This is a genomic window from Undibacterium hunanense (genome assembly GCF_014284335.1).
GTDB lineage: Bacteria > Pseudomonadota > Gammaproteobacteria > Burkholderiales > Burkholderiaceae_D > Undibacterium > Undibacterium hunanense.
In genome coordinates, this window is sequence record NZ_JACOGF010000018.1 from 84,543 (window position 1) to 97,262 (window position 12,720).

The window sequence follows — 12,720 nt, forward strand, 5'->3', positions numbered from 1 at the left end:
CACAAAACCCGCCAACGAAATGGCGGGTCTGCATTCTAACGGAGATTCCGTAAGAATGCCAGCAGAGAATGAATCTGCTTGCCTAAGATGCTTAAATAATAAGCAGCTTAGCGCTCCAACTTAGATACGACGACGCTTTGGAGGGCGGCAGCCGTTATGTGGGACTGGAGTAACGTCTTGAATCAGGGAAATCTTGATACCCAGATTGTTCAAGGCGCGTACTGAAGATTCGCGACCTGGGCCTGGGCCTTTGATACGAACTTCCAGATTTTTGATACCGCATTCAACGGCCACTTTACCTGCTGCTTCTGCTGCGACCTGCGCTGCAAACGGAGTAGATTTACGTGAGCCTTTAAAACCAGCACCACCGGCAGTTGCCCAAGACAACGCATTGCCTTGACGATCAGTGATCGTGATGATGGTGTTGTTGAAAGAAGCGTGAACGTGAGCAATACCTTCTGCAACGTTCTTTTTAACTTTCTTACGCGCACGTGCTGCTGCAGCGTTATTTTGAGCTTTTGCCATAATGTTTTCCTTGGATCCGGGCTAGCCTGGATTATTTCTTCAAAGATTGCGCTGCTTTACGTGGACCCTTACGAGTACGCGCATTAGTGCGGGTACGTTGGCCACGGCAAGGCAAGCCTTTACGATGACGGAGACCACGGTAGCAACCCAAGTCCATCAAGCGTTTGATGTTCATGGACAGTTCACGACGCAAGTCGCCTTCGACGATAAATTTACCGATTTCGTCGCGAAGCTTCTCGAGTTCGTTGTCATCCAGATCTTTAACCTTTTTATTGGTCAAAACACCTGTTGCGTCACAGATTTTCTGTGCGCGTGGACGGCCAATACCATAGATAGCTGTCAAGCCGATTACGGTATGCTGATGATTTGGGATATTAACCCCTGCGATACGTGCCATTCGTTATTCCTCGTTCAATAACGTTAATTAACCTTGGCGCTGCTTATGGCGTGGTTCTGTGCAAATAACACGAACAACACCCTTGCGCTTGATGATTTTGCAGTTGCGGCAGATCCGCTTAACTGATGCGAGAACTTTCATTTTTGCCCTCTTTCCTTCTAGTTCATTTTAAATTTACTTGGTACGGAACACTATTCGCGCCCGGCTCAAATCATAAGGCGTCAATTCCACTGTCACCTTATCACCTGGAAGAATGCGAATATAGTTCATTCGCATCTTCCCGGAAATATGGCCAAGTACAACATGCCCGTTTTCCAACTTAACTCGAAATGTTGCATTCGGAAGATTCTCCAGAATCTCGCCCTGCATCTGTATAACGTCGTCTTTTGCCATTCGATCTGCTGTCCCCTGGGCGATTACCGTGAAGGAATCCCGCCCTTGAAATTTGCTTTACGAAGAAGAGATTCATATTGCTGGGACATCACATAGTTCTGTACCTGCGCCATAAAGTCCATGGTCACCACCACGATAATCAGCAGAGACGTTCCGCCGAAATAAAATGGTACTTTCCACTTCGCAACCAAAAATTCTGGCAACAGACAAACCAGCGTAATATAAATCGCACCAGCCAGCGTCAAGCGCATCAAAATCTTGTCGATGTAGCGGGCGGTCTGGTCACCAGGACGAATCCCCGGAACAAACGCACCACTTTTCTTCAAGTTATCAGCGGTTTCCTTGCTATTGAATACCAAAGCGGTATAGAAAAAGCAGAAGAAAATGATCGCTACTGCATACAACAAAGCGTGTATCGGTTCACCTGGCGCCATCGACGCAGCCAAATCTTTCAAGAAGGTAACTACACCACTCGTTGAGGATTCAGCACCCTTGGTAAACCAGCTGGTGATCGTCGCCGGGAACAAAATGATGGAAGAAGCGAAAATCGGAGGAATCACACCTGCCATATTCAACTTCAGCGGCAAATGACTGCTTTGCCCGCCATACACTTTATTACCCACTTGACGCTTGGCGTAATTCACCAGAATCTTGCGTTGACCACGCTCGACATACACCACCGCAAACGTTACTGCAGGAACCAGAACACAGATAACCAGTGCAGAGAAATTCCCTATCTGACCGCTGCGTACCAATTCAAACAGATTACTCAAACCACCAGGCAAACCTGCTGCAATGCCAGAGAAAATGATGATGGAGATACCATTTCCCAGACCGCGTTCAGTGATTTGTTCACCGAGCCACATCAGAAACATCGTACCTGTCACCAGGGACACTACCGTCGTAAAACGGAAAGCGAGACCCGGATCTATCACCAGATTAGCCTGACCTTCCAGACCGAATGCAATAAAATAGGCTTGCACAGTTGCCAGCAACAAAGTGCCATAACGCGTATATTGGGTAATCTTTCTACGACCGGATTCGCCTTCTTTTTTGAGGGCTTCCAGTTGCGGAGAGACGATCGACATCAATTGCATGATGATCGACGCCGAAATATACGGGGTGATACCGAGCGCAAAAATTGCAAAGCGCTGCAGCGCACCGCCTGAAAACATATTAAACATACCCAGAATACCGCCCTGGTTTTGTTTAAACATTTCAGCTAGCACATTTGCATCAATGCCAGGTACAGGAACATGTGCACCGATCCTGTAGACAACCAGTGCCGCCAACAAGAACCAGAGTCGACCCCATGGGAACCCGCTTGCCGCACTTTTTTGTTGTGGAGATGTTGCCAATTAATGCTCCGGTTGTCTGCTTAAATTAAGCGATTGTGCCGCCAGCAGCTTCGATTGCAGCTTTAGCGCCTTTAGTGACGATCAAACCGTTCAAAGAAACTTTTTTGGTGATGGCACCAGACAAGATCACACGGACTACACGTGCAAGCTCAGAAACTACGCCGGCTTGTTTCAAAGCCAAAACGTCGATGTCTGTCACTGGCAGGTTTTCCAGATCTGTCAGGCGAACTTCTGCTTTGTACGGTGTTGCCAGTGATTTGAAACCACGTTTTGGCAAACGACGTTGCAGAGGCATCTGACCGCCTTCAAAACCGACTTTATGAAAACCGCCGGAACGGGACTTTTGACCTTTATGGCCACGACCCGCTGTTTTACCTAAGCCTGAGCCGATACCGCGACCAACACGACGTTTGTAGTGTTTTGCGCCATCTGCTGGCTGGATTGTATTCAATTCCATAATTTGCTCCGATCGCAAACCTGACGGCTTACGATACAACCTTCACAAGATACGAGACTTTATTGATCATGCCACGTACTGCTGGTGTGTCTTCCAATTCAGAAACTGAATTGACGCGACGCAGACCCAGGCCACGTACAGTTGCACGGTGATCCTGGCGTGTGCCGATCAAACCTTTAACCAATTGCACTTTTACTGTCTTAGACATGAGGTGCTCCTTAACCGAGAATTTCTTCAACAGTTTTGCCACGCTTTGCAGCGATTTCAGATGGAGTACTCATCTTGGCCAAACCATTCAAAGTTGCACGAACCATGTTGTAAGGGTTAGTGGAACCGTTGGATTTCGCCACGACGTTCACAATACCCATTACTTCAAAAATCGCGCGCATTGGACCACCAGCGATAACGCCAGTACCTTCTTTTGCCGGAGAAATCATGACGGAAGATGCGCCGTGCTTGCCAGTAACGGTGTGTTGCAGAGTACCGTTCTTCAAAGTCACTTTAATCATCTTGCGACGTGCTTCTTCCATCGCTTTTTGTACAGCAACTGGAACTTCTTTCGATTTCCCTTTGCCCATACCGATACGGCCATCGCCGTCACCAACGACTGTCAGCGCTGCGAAACCCATGATACGACCACCCTTGACCACTTTGGTCACGCGGTTGATCGCGATCATTTTTTCGCGCATGCCATCATCCGGCTTGTCGGCTGCTGTTTTTGCTTGCATTTTTGCCATGACAAATTTTCCTTAGAACTTCAAGCCAGCTTCACGGGCTGCTTCTGCAAGCGCCTTGACGCGACCGTGGTAACGGAAACCGGAGCGGTCAAACGCTACTTCGGTAACCCCTGCTTTGATTGCCTTCTCTGCAACACGTTTGCCGATCAAGCTCGCTGCAGCAGCATTGCCACCCGCACCAGACTTGCCAGCCAACTCTGCACGTACTTCTGCCTCTACGGTAGAAGCCGATGCCAACACTTTGGCGTCTGGGCCAATGATGTTTGCATAGATGTGCAGGTTTGTGCGATGCACGGCCAGGCGGTTCACTTTGAGTTCTGCGATCTTGGCACGGGTTTGACGTGCGCGGCGCAGACGTGATTGTTTCTTGTCCATCGTCAACCCCTATTACTTCTTCTTGGTTTCTTTAATCACAACCACTTCGTCCGCATAGCGAACGCCTTTGCCTTTATAAGGCTCTGGACTGCGGTATGCACGAACTTCAGCAGCGACCTGACCAACTTTTTGCTTATCAATCCCTTTGATCAGGATTTCAGTTGGTGTTGGTGTTGCGCATGTAACGCCAGCTGGCATTGCGTGAACAACAGGGTGCGAGAAACCAAGAGACAAATTCAATTTGTCGCCTTGAGCTTGCGCTTTGTAACCAACGCCGACCAGGTTCAGTTTCTTTTCGAAACCTTTGGTGACGCCGTTAACCATATTGTTGACCAGGGCACGCAGGGTACCGCTCATCGCATTGGCTTCACGACCATCATTAGCTGGGGAAAAACTTAAAGTACCATTGTCGTTCGCAACTGTGACCAAGCCATTCAATGCCTGGGACAGTACGCCCTGTGGGCCTTTAATTGTAATCTGCTCTGTCGAAATGGTGACTTCAGCACCTGCCGGCAAAGCGATTGGCATCTTACCTACTCGAGACATCTTTCACTCCTTAGGCGACGTAGCAAATCACTTCGCCACCGACACCGGTTGCGCGCGCTTTGCGGTCAGTCATAACGCCTTTTGGTGTGGAAACGATCGCCACTCCCAAACCGTTCATGACACTTGGGATCTCGTCTTTACCTTTGTAAATACGGAGACCTGGACGTGAAACACGTTCCAAGCGTTCAATAACAGGACGTCCTGCGTAATATTTCAAGCCGATTTTTAATTCGGACTTACCTGCAGTTTCAGAAACTGCGAAATCTTCAATGTAACCTTCGTCTTTAAGTACGTTCGCAATTGCGATCTTTACTTTGGAAGACGGCATCGCGACGACAGTTTTTTGAACAACTTGTGCGTTACGGATGCGGGTCAGCATATCGGCGATAGGATCGCTCATACTCATTGCTTATTCTCCTATTACCAGCTGGCTTTAGTCATACCCGGGATTTCACCACGCATGGCGACTTCACGGAGTTTAATACGGCCCAAACCAAACTTACGGAATGTGCCACGTGGGCGACCTGTCAAAGCGCAGCGGTTACGCTGACGGGTCGGATTGGAGTTACGTGGCAAAGCCTGCAACTTCAGACGAGCAGCATATTGCTCTTCTTCAGTCTTTGATTGGTCATCAATGATGGCCTTCAATTCGGCGCGCTTGCCAGCGAATTTCTTCACCAGGTCTGCACGCTTTTGCTCACGATTAATCAGTGCCAATTTTGCCATGGCGACCTCAGTTTCTGAACGGAAATTTAAATGCGGCGAGGAGCGCTTTCGCTTCGTCGTCGGTCTTTGCTGTCGTAGTGATACTGATATTCATACCACGCAACGCGTCGATCTTGTCGTATTCGATTTCAGGGAAAATGATCTGTTCCTTGACACCGATATTGTAGTTACCACGACCATCAAACGCACGACCAGAAACGCCACGGAAGTCACGTACACGTGGCAGAGCCACAGTGATGAAACGGTCCAGGAATTCATACATCTGAGCGCCACGCAAAGTCACCATACAACCAATTGGATAACCTTCACGGATTTTAAAACCAGCGATCGCTTTGCGAGCTTTGGTAACTACTGGTTTTTGACCAGCAATCTTGGTGAGATCACCAACCGCATGCTCGATAATCTTTTTGTCAGCAATTGCTTCAGACAAACCCATGTTCAGGGTGATTTTCAAGATACGTGGGACTTCCATGATTGACTTGTAAGCGTACTTTTCAGTCAATTCACCAACGATTTTATCTTTATATATAGCTTGTAGACGGGCCATGATGTTATGCCTTCACAACTTCGCCAGTCGACTTGTAGATACGGACTTTCTTGCCATCCACTACCTTGAAGCCTACACGGTCTGCTTTGCCAGACGCTGCATTAAACAATGCAACATTCGACACATGAATCGGCATCACTTTATCCACGATGCCACCAACTGCGCCAGTCATTGGGTTTGGTTTAACTGCCTTCTTGGCCACATTAACACCAGCAACAACAACGTAATCGCTATCGATGCATGTTTGCACCTGACCGCGCTTACCTTTGTCTTTACCCGTCAAGACGATGACTTCGTCGTTTTTACGAATTTTGTTCATCACAACCCCTTACAGCACTTCAGGAGCCAGGGACACGATTTTCATGAAGCGCTCAGTACGCAGTTCGCGTGTTACTGGGCCGAAAATACGAGTACCGATAGGCTCAAGCTTTGCATTCAACAATACTGCAGCATTGCCATCAAATTTGACCAACGAGCCATCTTGACGACGAACACCCTTAGCTGTCCTCACGACAACGGCGTTGTAAATTTCACCTTTTTTTACACGACCGCGCGGAGCAGCAGACTTAACAGTGACTTTGATTACGTCACCAATACCCGCATAACGACGCTTGGAACCGCCCAACACTTTAATGCACAAAACTTCGCGCGCACCAGTATTGTCAGCCACTTCCAGCCGGCTTTCTGTTTGAATCATAATGTTCTCTTTCCCAACTTAATCCACACAACTTGCACTATGCAAATTTGTAGTCAGTCTTGGTCCTGCCAGCTAACCCCTACATAACCTACAATGCACGAGCCAACTGATTAGGTGGACGATTTTTTAACCACTTTCACAACAGGAGGGCGTTGCGAAAGACATTTAGGCTGCCATTCGCTTACTTTGCAAATGACAGCCCATCATTATTACACCAAAAAACGATTTGTGCAATAAATTTATACTACTTGTGCGACTTGAATCACACGTGTCACTGTCCAAGCTTTAGTCTTGGAGATAGGACGACCTTCTTGAATTTCAACGGTGTCGCCTGTCTTTGCCTGGTTGTCTTCACTGTGTGCATGGTACTTTGCAGTACGAACAATGATTTTGCCATACAAAGGATGTTTGACGTGACGTTCAACAAGTACTGTTACAGTCTTGTTCATCTTGTCAGAGACAACCTTGCCAATCAATGTGCGCGTCAGTGCGACTTTAACTTGATCGTTCATTATTTGGCATCCTTCTGGTTCATGACGGTTTTCACACGTGCGATGTCACGACGAACTTTCTTCAATTGAGAAGTGTTAGTCAGCTGTTGCGTAGCGATTTGCATACGCAGGCTGAATTGTGCCTTCAGCAATTCATTCAGTTCTTTGGTCAAAGCCGCCTGATCCTTACCTTGGAGTTCAGATACTTTCATTTACAACTCCTATTATTGGCCGACTTGACGGACGACGAACGTAGTCAACAGCGGCAATTTAGCTGCAGCCAAGCGGAACGCTTCGCGTGCCAGCGTCTCATCGACACCATCCATTTCGTACAACATTTTGCCTGGTTGAATCTCGGCAACGTAGTACTCAGGATTACCTTTACCATTACCCATACGGACTTCCGCTGGTTTCTGGGAAATTGGCTTGTCCGGGAAAATGCGGATCCAGATACGGCCACCGCGTTTAATGTGACGTGTCATTGCACGACGCGCAGCTTCAATCTGACGCGCTGTGATACGACCACGACCAACTGCCTTCAAGCCAAACTCACCGAAGGAAACTGCTGTACCACGAGTATGCGAGATACCCTTGTTACGGCCTTTCTGTTCCTTACGATATTTTCTGCGTGCTGGTTGCAGCATGATTATTCTCCTGCTTTCTCAGCCGGTGCTGCAGCGTCAGCTTTTGCGCGTACGCGCTTGGCTGCCGGGGCTGCTGCGCCGGTCGTCGGTGTTTGTCCTTCTGGACGCTTGGCGCGTGGACGGCTATTTGGCTTGCCATCATCACGACGTGGGCCACGACGTTTTTTGTCGTCTTCCGGAGTCGCTTCGATAACAGGCGCATCGCCATTTGCCAAACGATCGCCTTTGTACACCCATACTTTTACGCCAATGATGCCGTAAGTTGTGGATGCTTCGCCGAAGCCGTAGTCGATGTCAGCGCGCAAAGTATGCAGAGGCACACGGCCTTCGCGATACCATTCTTTACGTGCGATTTCGATACCGTTCAAACGACCACCAGACATGATCTTGATACCTTGAGCACCCAGGCGCATTGCATTCTGCATCGCACGTTTCATGGCGCGGCGGAACATGATGCGTTTTTCCAGCTGTTGAGCGATAGAATCAGCGATCAATTGTGCATCGATTTCTGGCTTGCGAATTTCTTCGATGTTGACGTGAACTGGCACGCCCATCAATTTCGACAAGTCAGCTTTCAATACTTCAATGTCTTCGCCTTTTTTACCGATTACAACGCCTGGACGGGAGCTGTAAATAGTAATGCGTGCGTTTTTGGCAGGGCGCTCGATAACGATGCGGCCTACAGACGCGTTTTTCAGTTTCTTCTTCAGGTATTCACGTACCTTCAGATCTTCGATGAGCATGCTGGCAAAGTTACCATTGCCAGCATACCAGCGAGAAGACCAGTTACGTGTTACTGCCAAACGAAACCCGGTTGGATGTATCTTCTGTCCCATCGTGACTCCTTAGTTACCAACGGTCACATAAATGTGACAGGATTGTTTAGAGATACGATCACCACGACCCTTAGCGCGTGCTGTGAAGCGCTTCAGAATCGCACCTTTTTCGACATAGATAGTCTTTACTTTCAGCTCATCGATGTCCGCGCCATCATTGTGCTCGGCGTTTGCAATTGCAGACTCCAACACTTTCTTGATGATCGCAGCACCTTTTTTAGGGCTGAATGCCAGGATATTCAATGCCTGATCTACTTTTTTACCGCGAATCAGGTCAGCCACCAGGCGACCTTTTTGCTCAGACAGACGCACACCGCGCAAATTTGCTTTAGTTTCCATCATCGGTCCTTATCTCTTAGCCTTTTTATCGGCAGCGTGACCCTTGAACGTACGGGTCAGCGCGAATTCGCCGAGCTTGTGACCAACCATGTTTTCGGAAACATAAACTGGTACGTGTTGCTTACCGTTATGAACCGCAATGGTCAAACCGATGAAGTCCGGCATAATTGTCGAACGACGGGACCAGGTCTTGATTGGCTTTTTGTCTTTAGTCGCTTGCGCGGTTTCGACTTTCTTCACCAGGTGGGCGTCGCAAAACGGCCCTTTTTTCAATGAACGTGTCATGTTTTATCCCTTATTTCTTACCACGGCGTGAGACGATCATCGAAGTAGTACGCTTGTTGCGACGTGTCTTCTTACCCTTGGTTTGCTGACCCCATGGTGATACTGGGTGACGGCCGGCTGCAGTTTTACCTTCACCACCACCGTGCGGGTGATCGACCGGGTTCATGACCACACCGCGAACGGTAGGACGAACACCACGCCAACGCATCGCACCAGCTTTACCGATTTTGCGCAGGTTATGCTCACCGTTGCCTACTTCACCGATTGTTGCGCGGCATTCGATATGAATACGACGAACTTCACCGGAGCGCAGACGAACCTGAGCGTAAGTACCTTCGCGTGCCATCAGCACAACGCCAGCACCAGCTGTACGTGCGATCTGAGCACCTTTACCTGGCAGCATTTCTACGCAATGCATAGTTGTACCGACCGGGATATTACGGATAGGCAAACAGTTACCAGATTTGATCGGTGCTTGCGAACCGTTCATGACCTGATCACCAGCTGCCATGCCTTTAGGAGCGATGATGTATGCACGTTCACCATCCGCGTAGCACAACAAAGCAATGTGTGCTGTACGGTTAGGATCGTATTCAATACGCTCTACTTTTGCAGGGATACCATCTTTGTTGCGTTTGAAGTCAACCAGACGATAATGCTGCTTGTGGCCACCACCGATATGACGGGTAGTGATGTGACCGTTGTTATTACGGCCAGCAGTTTTTGATTTCTTTTCCAACAAAGCAGCGAACGGACGACCTTTGTACAGGCCTTCTGTCACTACCTTCACCATACCACGACGACCTGGTGAGGTTGGCTTCATCTTAACGAGTGCCATGCTTATGCCCCCTCAGTGAAGTTAATTTCCTGACCTGGCTTCAAGCATACAAAAGCGCGTCTTGTATGATTGCGGCGGCCATTAAATTTACCGGTACGTTTTTGTTTACCTTGGCGATTTGCTACCTGTACAGATTCAACTTGTACTTTGAACAGCAATTCGACGGCAGCTTTGATTTCTGGCTTGGTTGCATCTGGCATAACCAGGAAAACCACTTGCTCATTCTTTTCAGCAACCATAGTTGCTTTTTCAGAAATCACAGGAGCCAGCAACACCTTCATCAGGCGTTCTTCGCTAATTTTGACTTGTGCGCTCATGCCAGCATCTCCTCAATCTTTGCCAGTGCTGGCTTGGTGATCAACACTTTCTTGTAGAACACCAAAGAAACTGGATCAGCATAACGTGGCTCAACAACCAATACGTTTGCCAGGTTACGCGCTGCCAACATCAGGTTTTCATTGAATTCGTCAGTGATGATCAGGACGGAATCCAGGCAACCCATTGCTTTCAGTTTTTCGGACAACAGTTTTGTCTTAGGTGCATCAACAGCAACATTGTCGACCACATTCAAACGACCTTCACGAGCCAACTGAGACAGAATCGAGCAGATACCTGCGCGATACATCTTTTTGTTAACTTTGTGAGAGAAGTTCTCATCAGGCGAGTTCGGGAATATACGACCACCGCCACGCCACAATGGAGAAGAAGACATACCAGCACGTGCACGACCAGTACCTTTTTGACGCCAAGGCTTCTTGGTTGTGTGATGGACTTCTTCACGATCTTTTTGTTTGCGATTACCGCTACGAGCATTGGCTTGGAATGCAACGACGACTTGATGGATCAAGGCTTCATTGTAGTCACGACCAAAGATAGTATCAGGAGCGGCTACATTCGACGCTGCTTGACCTTGTTCGTTTAGGAGCTTCAGTTCCATGGATTAGGCTCCCTTCTTGGCTTTAACTTTAACAGCAGGAGATACAATCACCTGACCATTTTTTGCACCCGGCACGGCACCCTTCACCAGCAACAACTGACGCTCTGCATCAACGCGAGCGATTTCCAGATTTTGCACAGTGCGAGTTGCATCACCCAGATGACCAGTCATGCGCTTACCAGGGAATACACGACCTGGATCCTGCGCCATACCGATAGAACCAGGTACATTATGCGAACGGGAGTTACCGTGAGTTGCACGACCAGAAGAGAAATGGTGACGTTTGATAGTACCGGCATAGCCTTTACCAATCGTTACGCCTTGCACATCCACTTTTTGACCAGCTTCGAACATACCAACAGGCACAACATCGCCTGCTTTCAATTCAGCAGCTTTAGCAGCATCAATACGGAATTCTTTTAATACAGTACCAGCTTCAACACCTGCTTTTGCGAGGTGACCGGCAGCCGCTTTTGTTACGCGGGATGCACGGCGCTGACCGAAAGTTACCTGAACAGCGGAGTAACCGTCTGTTTCAGGAGTTTTGACTTGCGTCACGCGGTTGTTGGATACGTCCAAAACAGTAACCGGAATTGAATCCCCGTCATCTGTGAAGATGCGCATCATACCAACCTTGCGACCAACTAGGCCCAAGCTCATTGTTTTCTCCATTCTCACCTACGATTGGGTGAGGCTGATGTTTAAAAAACTTAAACGAATAGGCCAGCAAATGCTGACCTACATCTAAGCCTTCGATTATAGCCTGCGAATTTTTTATTTACAAGACTATTTATTTGAATTTTCGAAAAATTGTGGTATGTCGAATTTTCAGTATTTATCTGGAAATACAAATTTGCATCCGTATTTCCCGGCCAATTAGGATTATTGCAATTTGATTTCTACGTCAACGCCAGCTGGCAGATCGAGCTTCATCAATGCATCAACTGTTTTGTCAGTTGGGTCAACGATGTCCATCAAACGCTGGTGAGTACGGATTTCGAATTGATCACGGGAAGTTTTGTTCACGTGCGGGGAACGCAGTACGTCGAAACGCTGGATACGTGTAGGCAAAGGAACCGGGCCTTTAACAACAGCGCCAGTGCGCTTGGCTGTTTCTACGATTTCCAGAGCGGACTGATCGATCAGTTTGTAATCGAAAGCCTTCAGACGGATACGGATTTTTTGATTTTGTGTGGACATGTTCATTCCTGTAAAGAGCGAGCCACTAACGGCAGAACCGGTGGCATATTGAATAAAGAGCGAAAACTACACTGGCTGCCGCATCAAATTGAATACGACAGCCAGCTAGTATACTACAAATTACGGCAGATATTACTCGATGATTTTAGCAACAACGCCAGCACCAACAGTACGGCCACCTTCACGGATAGCGAAGCGCAAGCCTTCTTCCATCGCGATCGGGTTGATCAATTTAACAGTGATAGATACGTTATCACCTGGCATGACCATTTCTTTGTCTTTCGGCAACTCGATCGAACCAGTTACGTCCGTTGTACGGAAATAGAACTGTGGACGGTAGTTGTTGAAGAATGGTGTATGACGGCCACCTTCATCTTTGGACAGAACATAGA

The 12,720-nt window shown here is 48.1% G+C and carries 27 protein-coding genes; all 27 read right to left on the minus strand.

What is annotated here, in order from left to right:
• Positions 1-120 precede the first annotated feature (120 nt).
• On the minus strand, positions 121-525 hold the full coding sequence (rpsK, locus tag H8L32_RS24860) for a 30S ribosomal protein S11 (RefSeq protein WP_110255932.1): 405 nt from the start codon (positions 523-525) through the stop codon (positions 121-123).
• Positions 526-556: 31 nt separating this feature from the next.
• Positions 557-922 (minus strand): 30S ribosomal protein S13, encoded by a 366-nt coding sequence (rpsM, locus tag H8L32_RS24865; protein WP_186950499.1) that lies wholly within the window; start codon positions 920-922, stop codon positions 557-559.
• A 27-nt stretch (positions 923-949) separates the two neighbouring features.
• Positions 950-1,063, minus strand: a complete 114-nt coding sequence (gene rpmJ / locus H8L32_RS24870; RefSeq protein ID WP_014004415.1) for a 50S ribosomal protein L36 — start codon at positions 1,061-1,063, stop codon at positions 950-952.
• 33 nt (positions 1,064-1,096) lie between these two features.
• Positions 1,097-1,315, minus strand: coding sequence for a translation initiation factor IF-1 (gene infA / locus H8L32_RS24875; protein ID WP_005663428.1), 219 nt, complete (start codon positions 1,313-1,315; stop codon positions 1,097-1,099).
• 23 nt (positions 1,316-1,338) lie between these two features.
• Positions 1,339-2,673 carry a preprotein translocase subunit SecY gene (gene secY / locus H8L32_RS24880; RefSeq protein WP_186950501.1) on the minus strand — a complete coding sequence of 445 codons (1,335 nt, stop codon included), beginning with the start codon at positions 2,671-2,673 and terminating at the stop codon, positions 1,339-1,341.
• A 25-nt stretch (positions 2,674-2,698) separates the two neighbouring features.
• A complete protein-coding gene (rplO, locus tag H8L32_RS24885) occupies positions 2,699-3,130 on the minus strand; it encodes a 50S ribosomal protein L15 (RefSeq protein ID WP_186950503.1) in 432 nt (143 codons plus the stop codon).
• A gap of 28 nt (positions 3,131-3,158) precedes the next feature.
• Positions 3,159-3,338 carry a 50S ribosomal protein L30 gene (rpmD, locus tag H8L32_RS24890; RefSeq protein ID WP_162039560.1) on the minus strand — a complete coding sequence of 60 codons (180 nt, stop codon included), beginning with the start codon at positions 3,336-3,338 and terminating at the stop codon, positions 3,159-3,161.
• Between the two features lie 10 nt (positions 3,339-3,348).
• Positions 3,349-3,867: a 30S ribosomal protein S5 gene (gene rpsE, locus H8L32_RS24895; protein ID WP_110255927.1), complete on the minus strand. Its 519-nt coding sequence runs from the start codon at positions 3,865-3,867 to the stop codon at positions 3,349-3,351.
• 12 nt (positions 3,868-3,879) lie between these two features.
• On the minus strand, positions 3,880-4,242 hold the full coding sequence (gene rplR / locus H8L32_RS24900; RefSeq protein WP_110255926.1) for a 50S ribosomal protein L18: 363 nt from the start codon (positions 4,240-4,242) through the stop codon (positions 3,880-3,882).
• 12 nt (positions 4,243-4,254) lie between these two features.
• Positions 4,255-4,788 (minus strand): 50S ribosomal protein L6, encoded by a 534-nt coding sequence (rplF, locus tag H8L32_RS24905; RefSeq protein ID WP_110255925.1) that lies wholly within the window; start codon positions 4,786-4,788, stop codon positions 4,255-4,257.
• Positions 4,789-4,798: 10 nt separating this feature from the next.
• Entirely contained in the window at positions 4,799-5,194 is a 396-nt protein-coding gene (gene rpsH, locus H8L32_RS24910) for a 30S ribosomal protein S8 (RefSeq protein WP_162039557.1), read from the minus strand.
• Positions 5,195-5,208: 14 nt separating this feature from the next.
• On the minus strand, positions 5,209-5,514 hold the full coding sequence (gene rpsN, locus H8L32_RS24915) for a 30S ribosomal protein S14 (protein ID WP_110255923.1): 306 nt from the start codon (positions 5,512-5,514) through the stop codon (positions 5,209-5,211).
• A gap of 7 nt (positions 5,515-5,521) precedes the next feature.
• Positions 5,522-6,061: a 50S ribosomal protein L5 gene (gene rplE / locus H8L32_RS24920; protein WP_186950505.1), complete on the minus strand. Its 540-nt coding sequence runs from the start codon at positions 6,059-6,061 to the stop codon at positions 5,522-5,524.
• 4 nt (positions 6,062-6,065) lie between these two features.
• Complete coding sequence (rplX, locus tag H8L32_RS24925) at positions 6,066-6,380, minus strand: 50S ribosomal protein L24 (protein WP_186950507.1); 315 nt, start codon at positions 6,378-6,380, stop codon at positions 6,066-6,068.
• Positions 6,381-6,389: 9 nt separating this feature from the next.
• Positions 6,390-6,758, minus strand: a complete 369-nt coding sequence (rplN, locus tag H8L32_RS24930) for a 50S ribosomal protein L14 (protein WP_006464924.1) — start codon at positions 6,756-6,758, stop codon at positions 6,390-6,392.
• A 239-nt stretch (positions 6,759-6,997) separates the two neighbouring features.
• Positions 6,998-7,270, minus strand: coding sequence for a 30S ribosomal protein S17 (rpsQ, locus tag H8L32_RS24935; RefSeq protein WP_186950509.1), 273 nt, complete (start codon positions 7,268-7,270; stop codon positions 6,998-7,000).
• Positions 7,270-7,461: a 50S ribosomal protein L29 gene (gene rpmC, locus H8L32_RS24940; RefSeq protein ID WP_110255919.1), complete on the minus strand. Its 192-nt coding sequence runs from the start codon at positions 7,459-7,461 to the stop codon at positions 7,270-7,272. The genes rpsQ and rpmC overlap by 1 nt, the downstream gene beginning before the upstream one ends.
• A gap of 12 nt (positions 7,462-7,473) precedes the next feature.
• Positions 7,474-7,893, minus strand: a complete 420-nt coding sequence (gene rplP / locus H8L32_RS24945) for a 50S ribosomal protein L16 (protein ID WP_110255918.1) — start codon at positions 7,891-7,893, stop codon at positions 7,474-7,476.
• 2 nt (positions 7,894-7,895) lie between these two features.
• A complete protein-coding gene (gene rpsC / locus H8L32_RS24950) occupies positions 7,896-8,729 on the minus strand; it encodes a 30S ribosomal protein S3 (RefSeq protein ID WP_186950511.1) in 834 nt (277 codons plus the stop codon).
• 9 nt (positions 8,730-8,738) lie between these two features.
• Positions 8,739-9,071 carry a 50S ribosomal protein L22 gene (rplV, locus tag H8L32_RS24955; protein WP_174244915.1) on the minus strand — a complete coding sequence of 111 codons (333 nt, stop codon included), beginning with the start codon at positions 9,069-9,071 and terminating at the stop codon, positions 8,739-8,741.
• A 6-nt stretch (positions 9,072-9,077) separates the two neighbouring features.
• Positions 9,078-9,353, minus strand: coding sequence for a 30S ribosomal protein S19 (rpsS, locus tag H8L32_RS24960; RefSeq protein WP_110255916.1), 276 nt, complete (start codon positions 9,351-9,353; stop codon positions 9,078-9,080).
• A 10-nt stretch (positions 9,354-9,363) separates the two neighbouring features.
• Positions 9,364-10,191 carry a 50S ribosomal protein L2 gene (rplB, locus tag H8L32_RS24965; protein WP_186950513.1) on the minus strand — a complete coding sequence of 276 codons (828 nt, stop codon included), beginning with the start codon at positions 10,189-10,191 and terminating at the stop codon, positions 9,364-9,366.
• Positions 10,192-10,193: 2 nt separating this feature from the next.
• Entirely contained in the window at positions 10,194-10,508 is a 315-nt protein-coding gene (gene rplW, locus H8L32_RS24970; protein WP_110255914.1) for a 50S ribosomal protein L23, read from the minus strand.
• On the minus strand, positions 10,505-11,128 hold the full coding sequence (gene rplD, locus H8L32_RS24975; protein ID WP_186950515.1) for a 50S ribosomal protein L4: 624 nt from the start codon (positions 11,126-11,128) through the stop codon (positions 10,505-10,507). The genes rplW and rplD overlap by 4 nt, the downstream gene beginning before the upstream one ends.
• A gap of 3 nt (positions 11,129-11,131) precedes the next feature.
• A complete protein-coding gene (gene rplC, locus H8L32_RS24980; RefSeq protein WP_110255912.1) occupies positions 11,132-11,788 on the minus strand; it encodes a 50S ribosomal protein L3 in 657 nt (218 codons plus the stop codon).
• Between the two features lie 222 nt (positions 11,789-12,010).
• A complete protein-coding gene (gene rpsJ / locus H8L32_RS24985; protein ID WP_110255911.1) occupies positions 12,011-12,328 on the minus strand; it encodes a 30S ribosomal protein S10 in 318 nt (105 codons plus the stop codon).
• A gap of 132 nt (positions 12,329-12,460) precedes the next feature.
• On the minus strand, positions 12,461-12,720 hold a 260-nt coding region (locus tag H8L32_RS24990), incomplete at its 5' end, for an EF-Tu C-terminal domain-related protein (protein ID WP_456243415.1).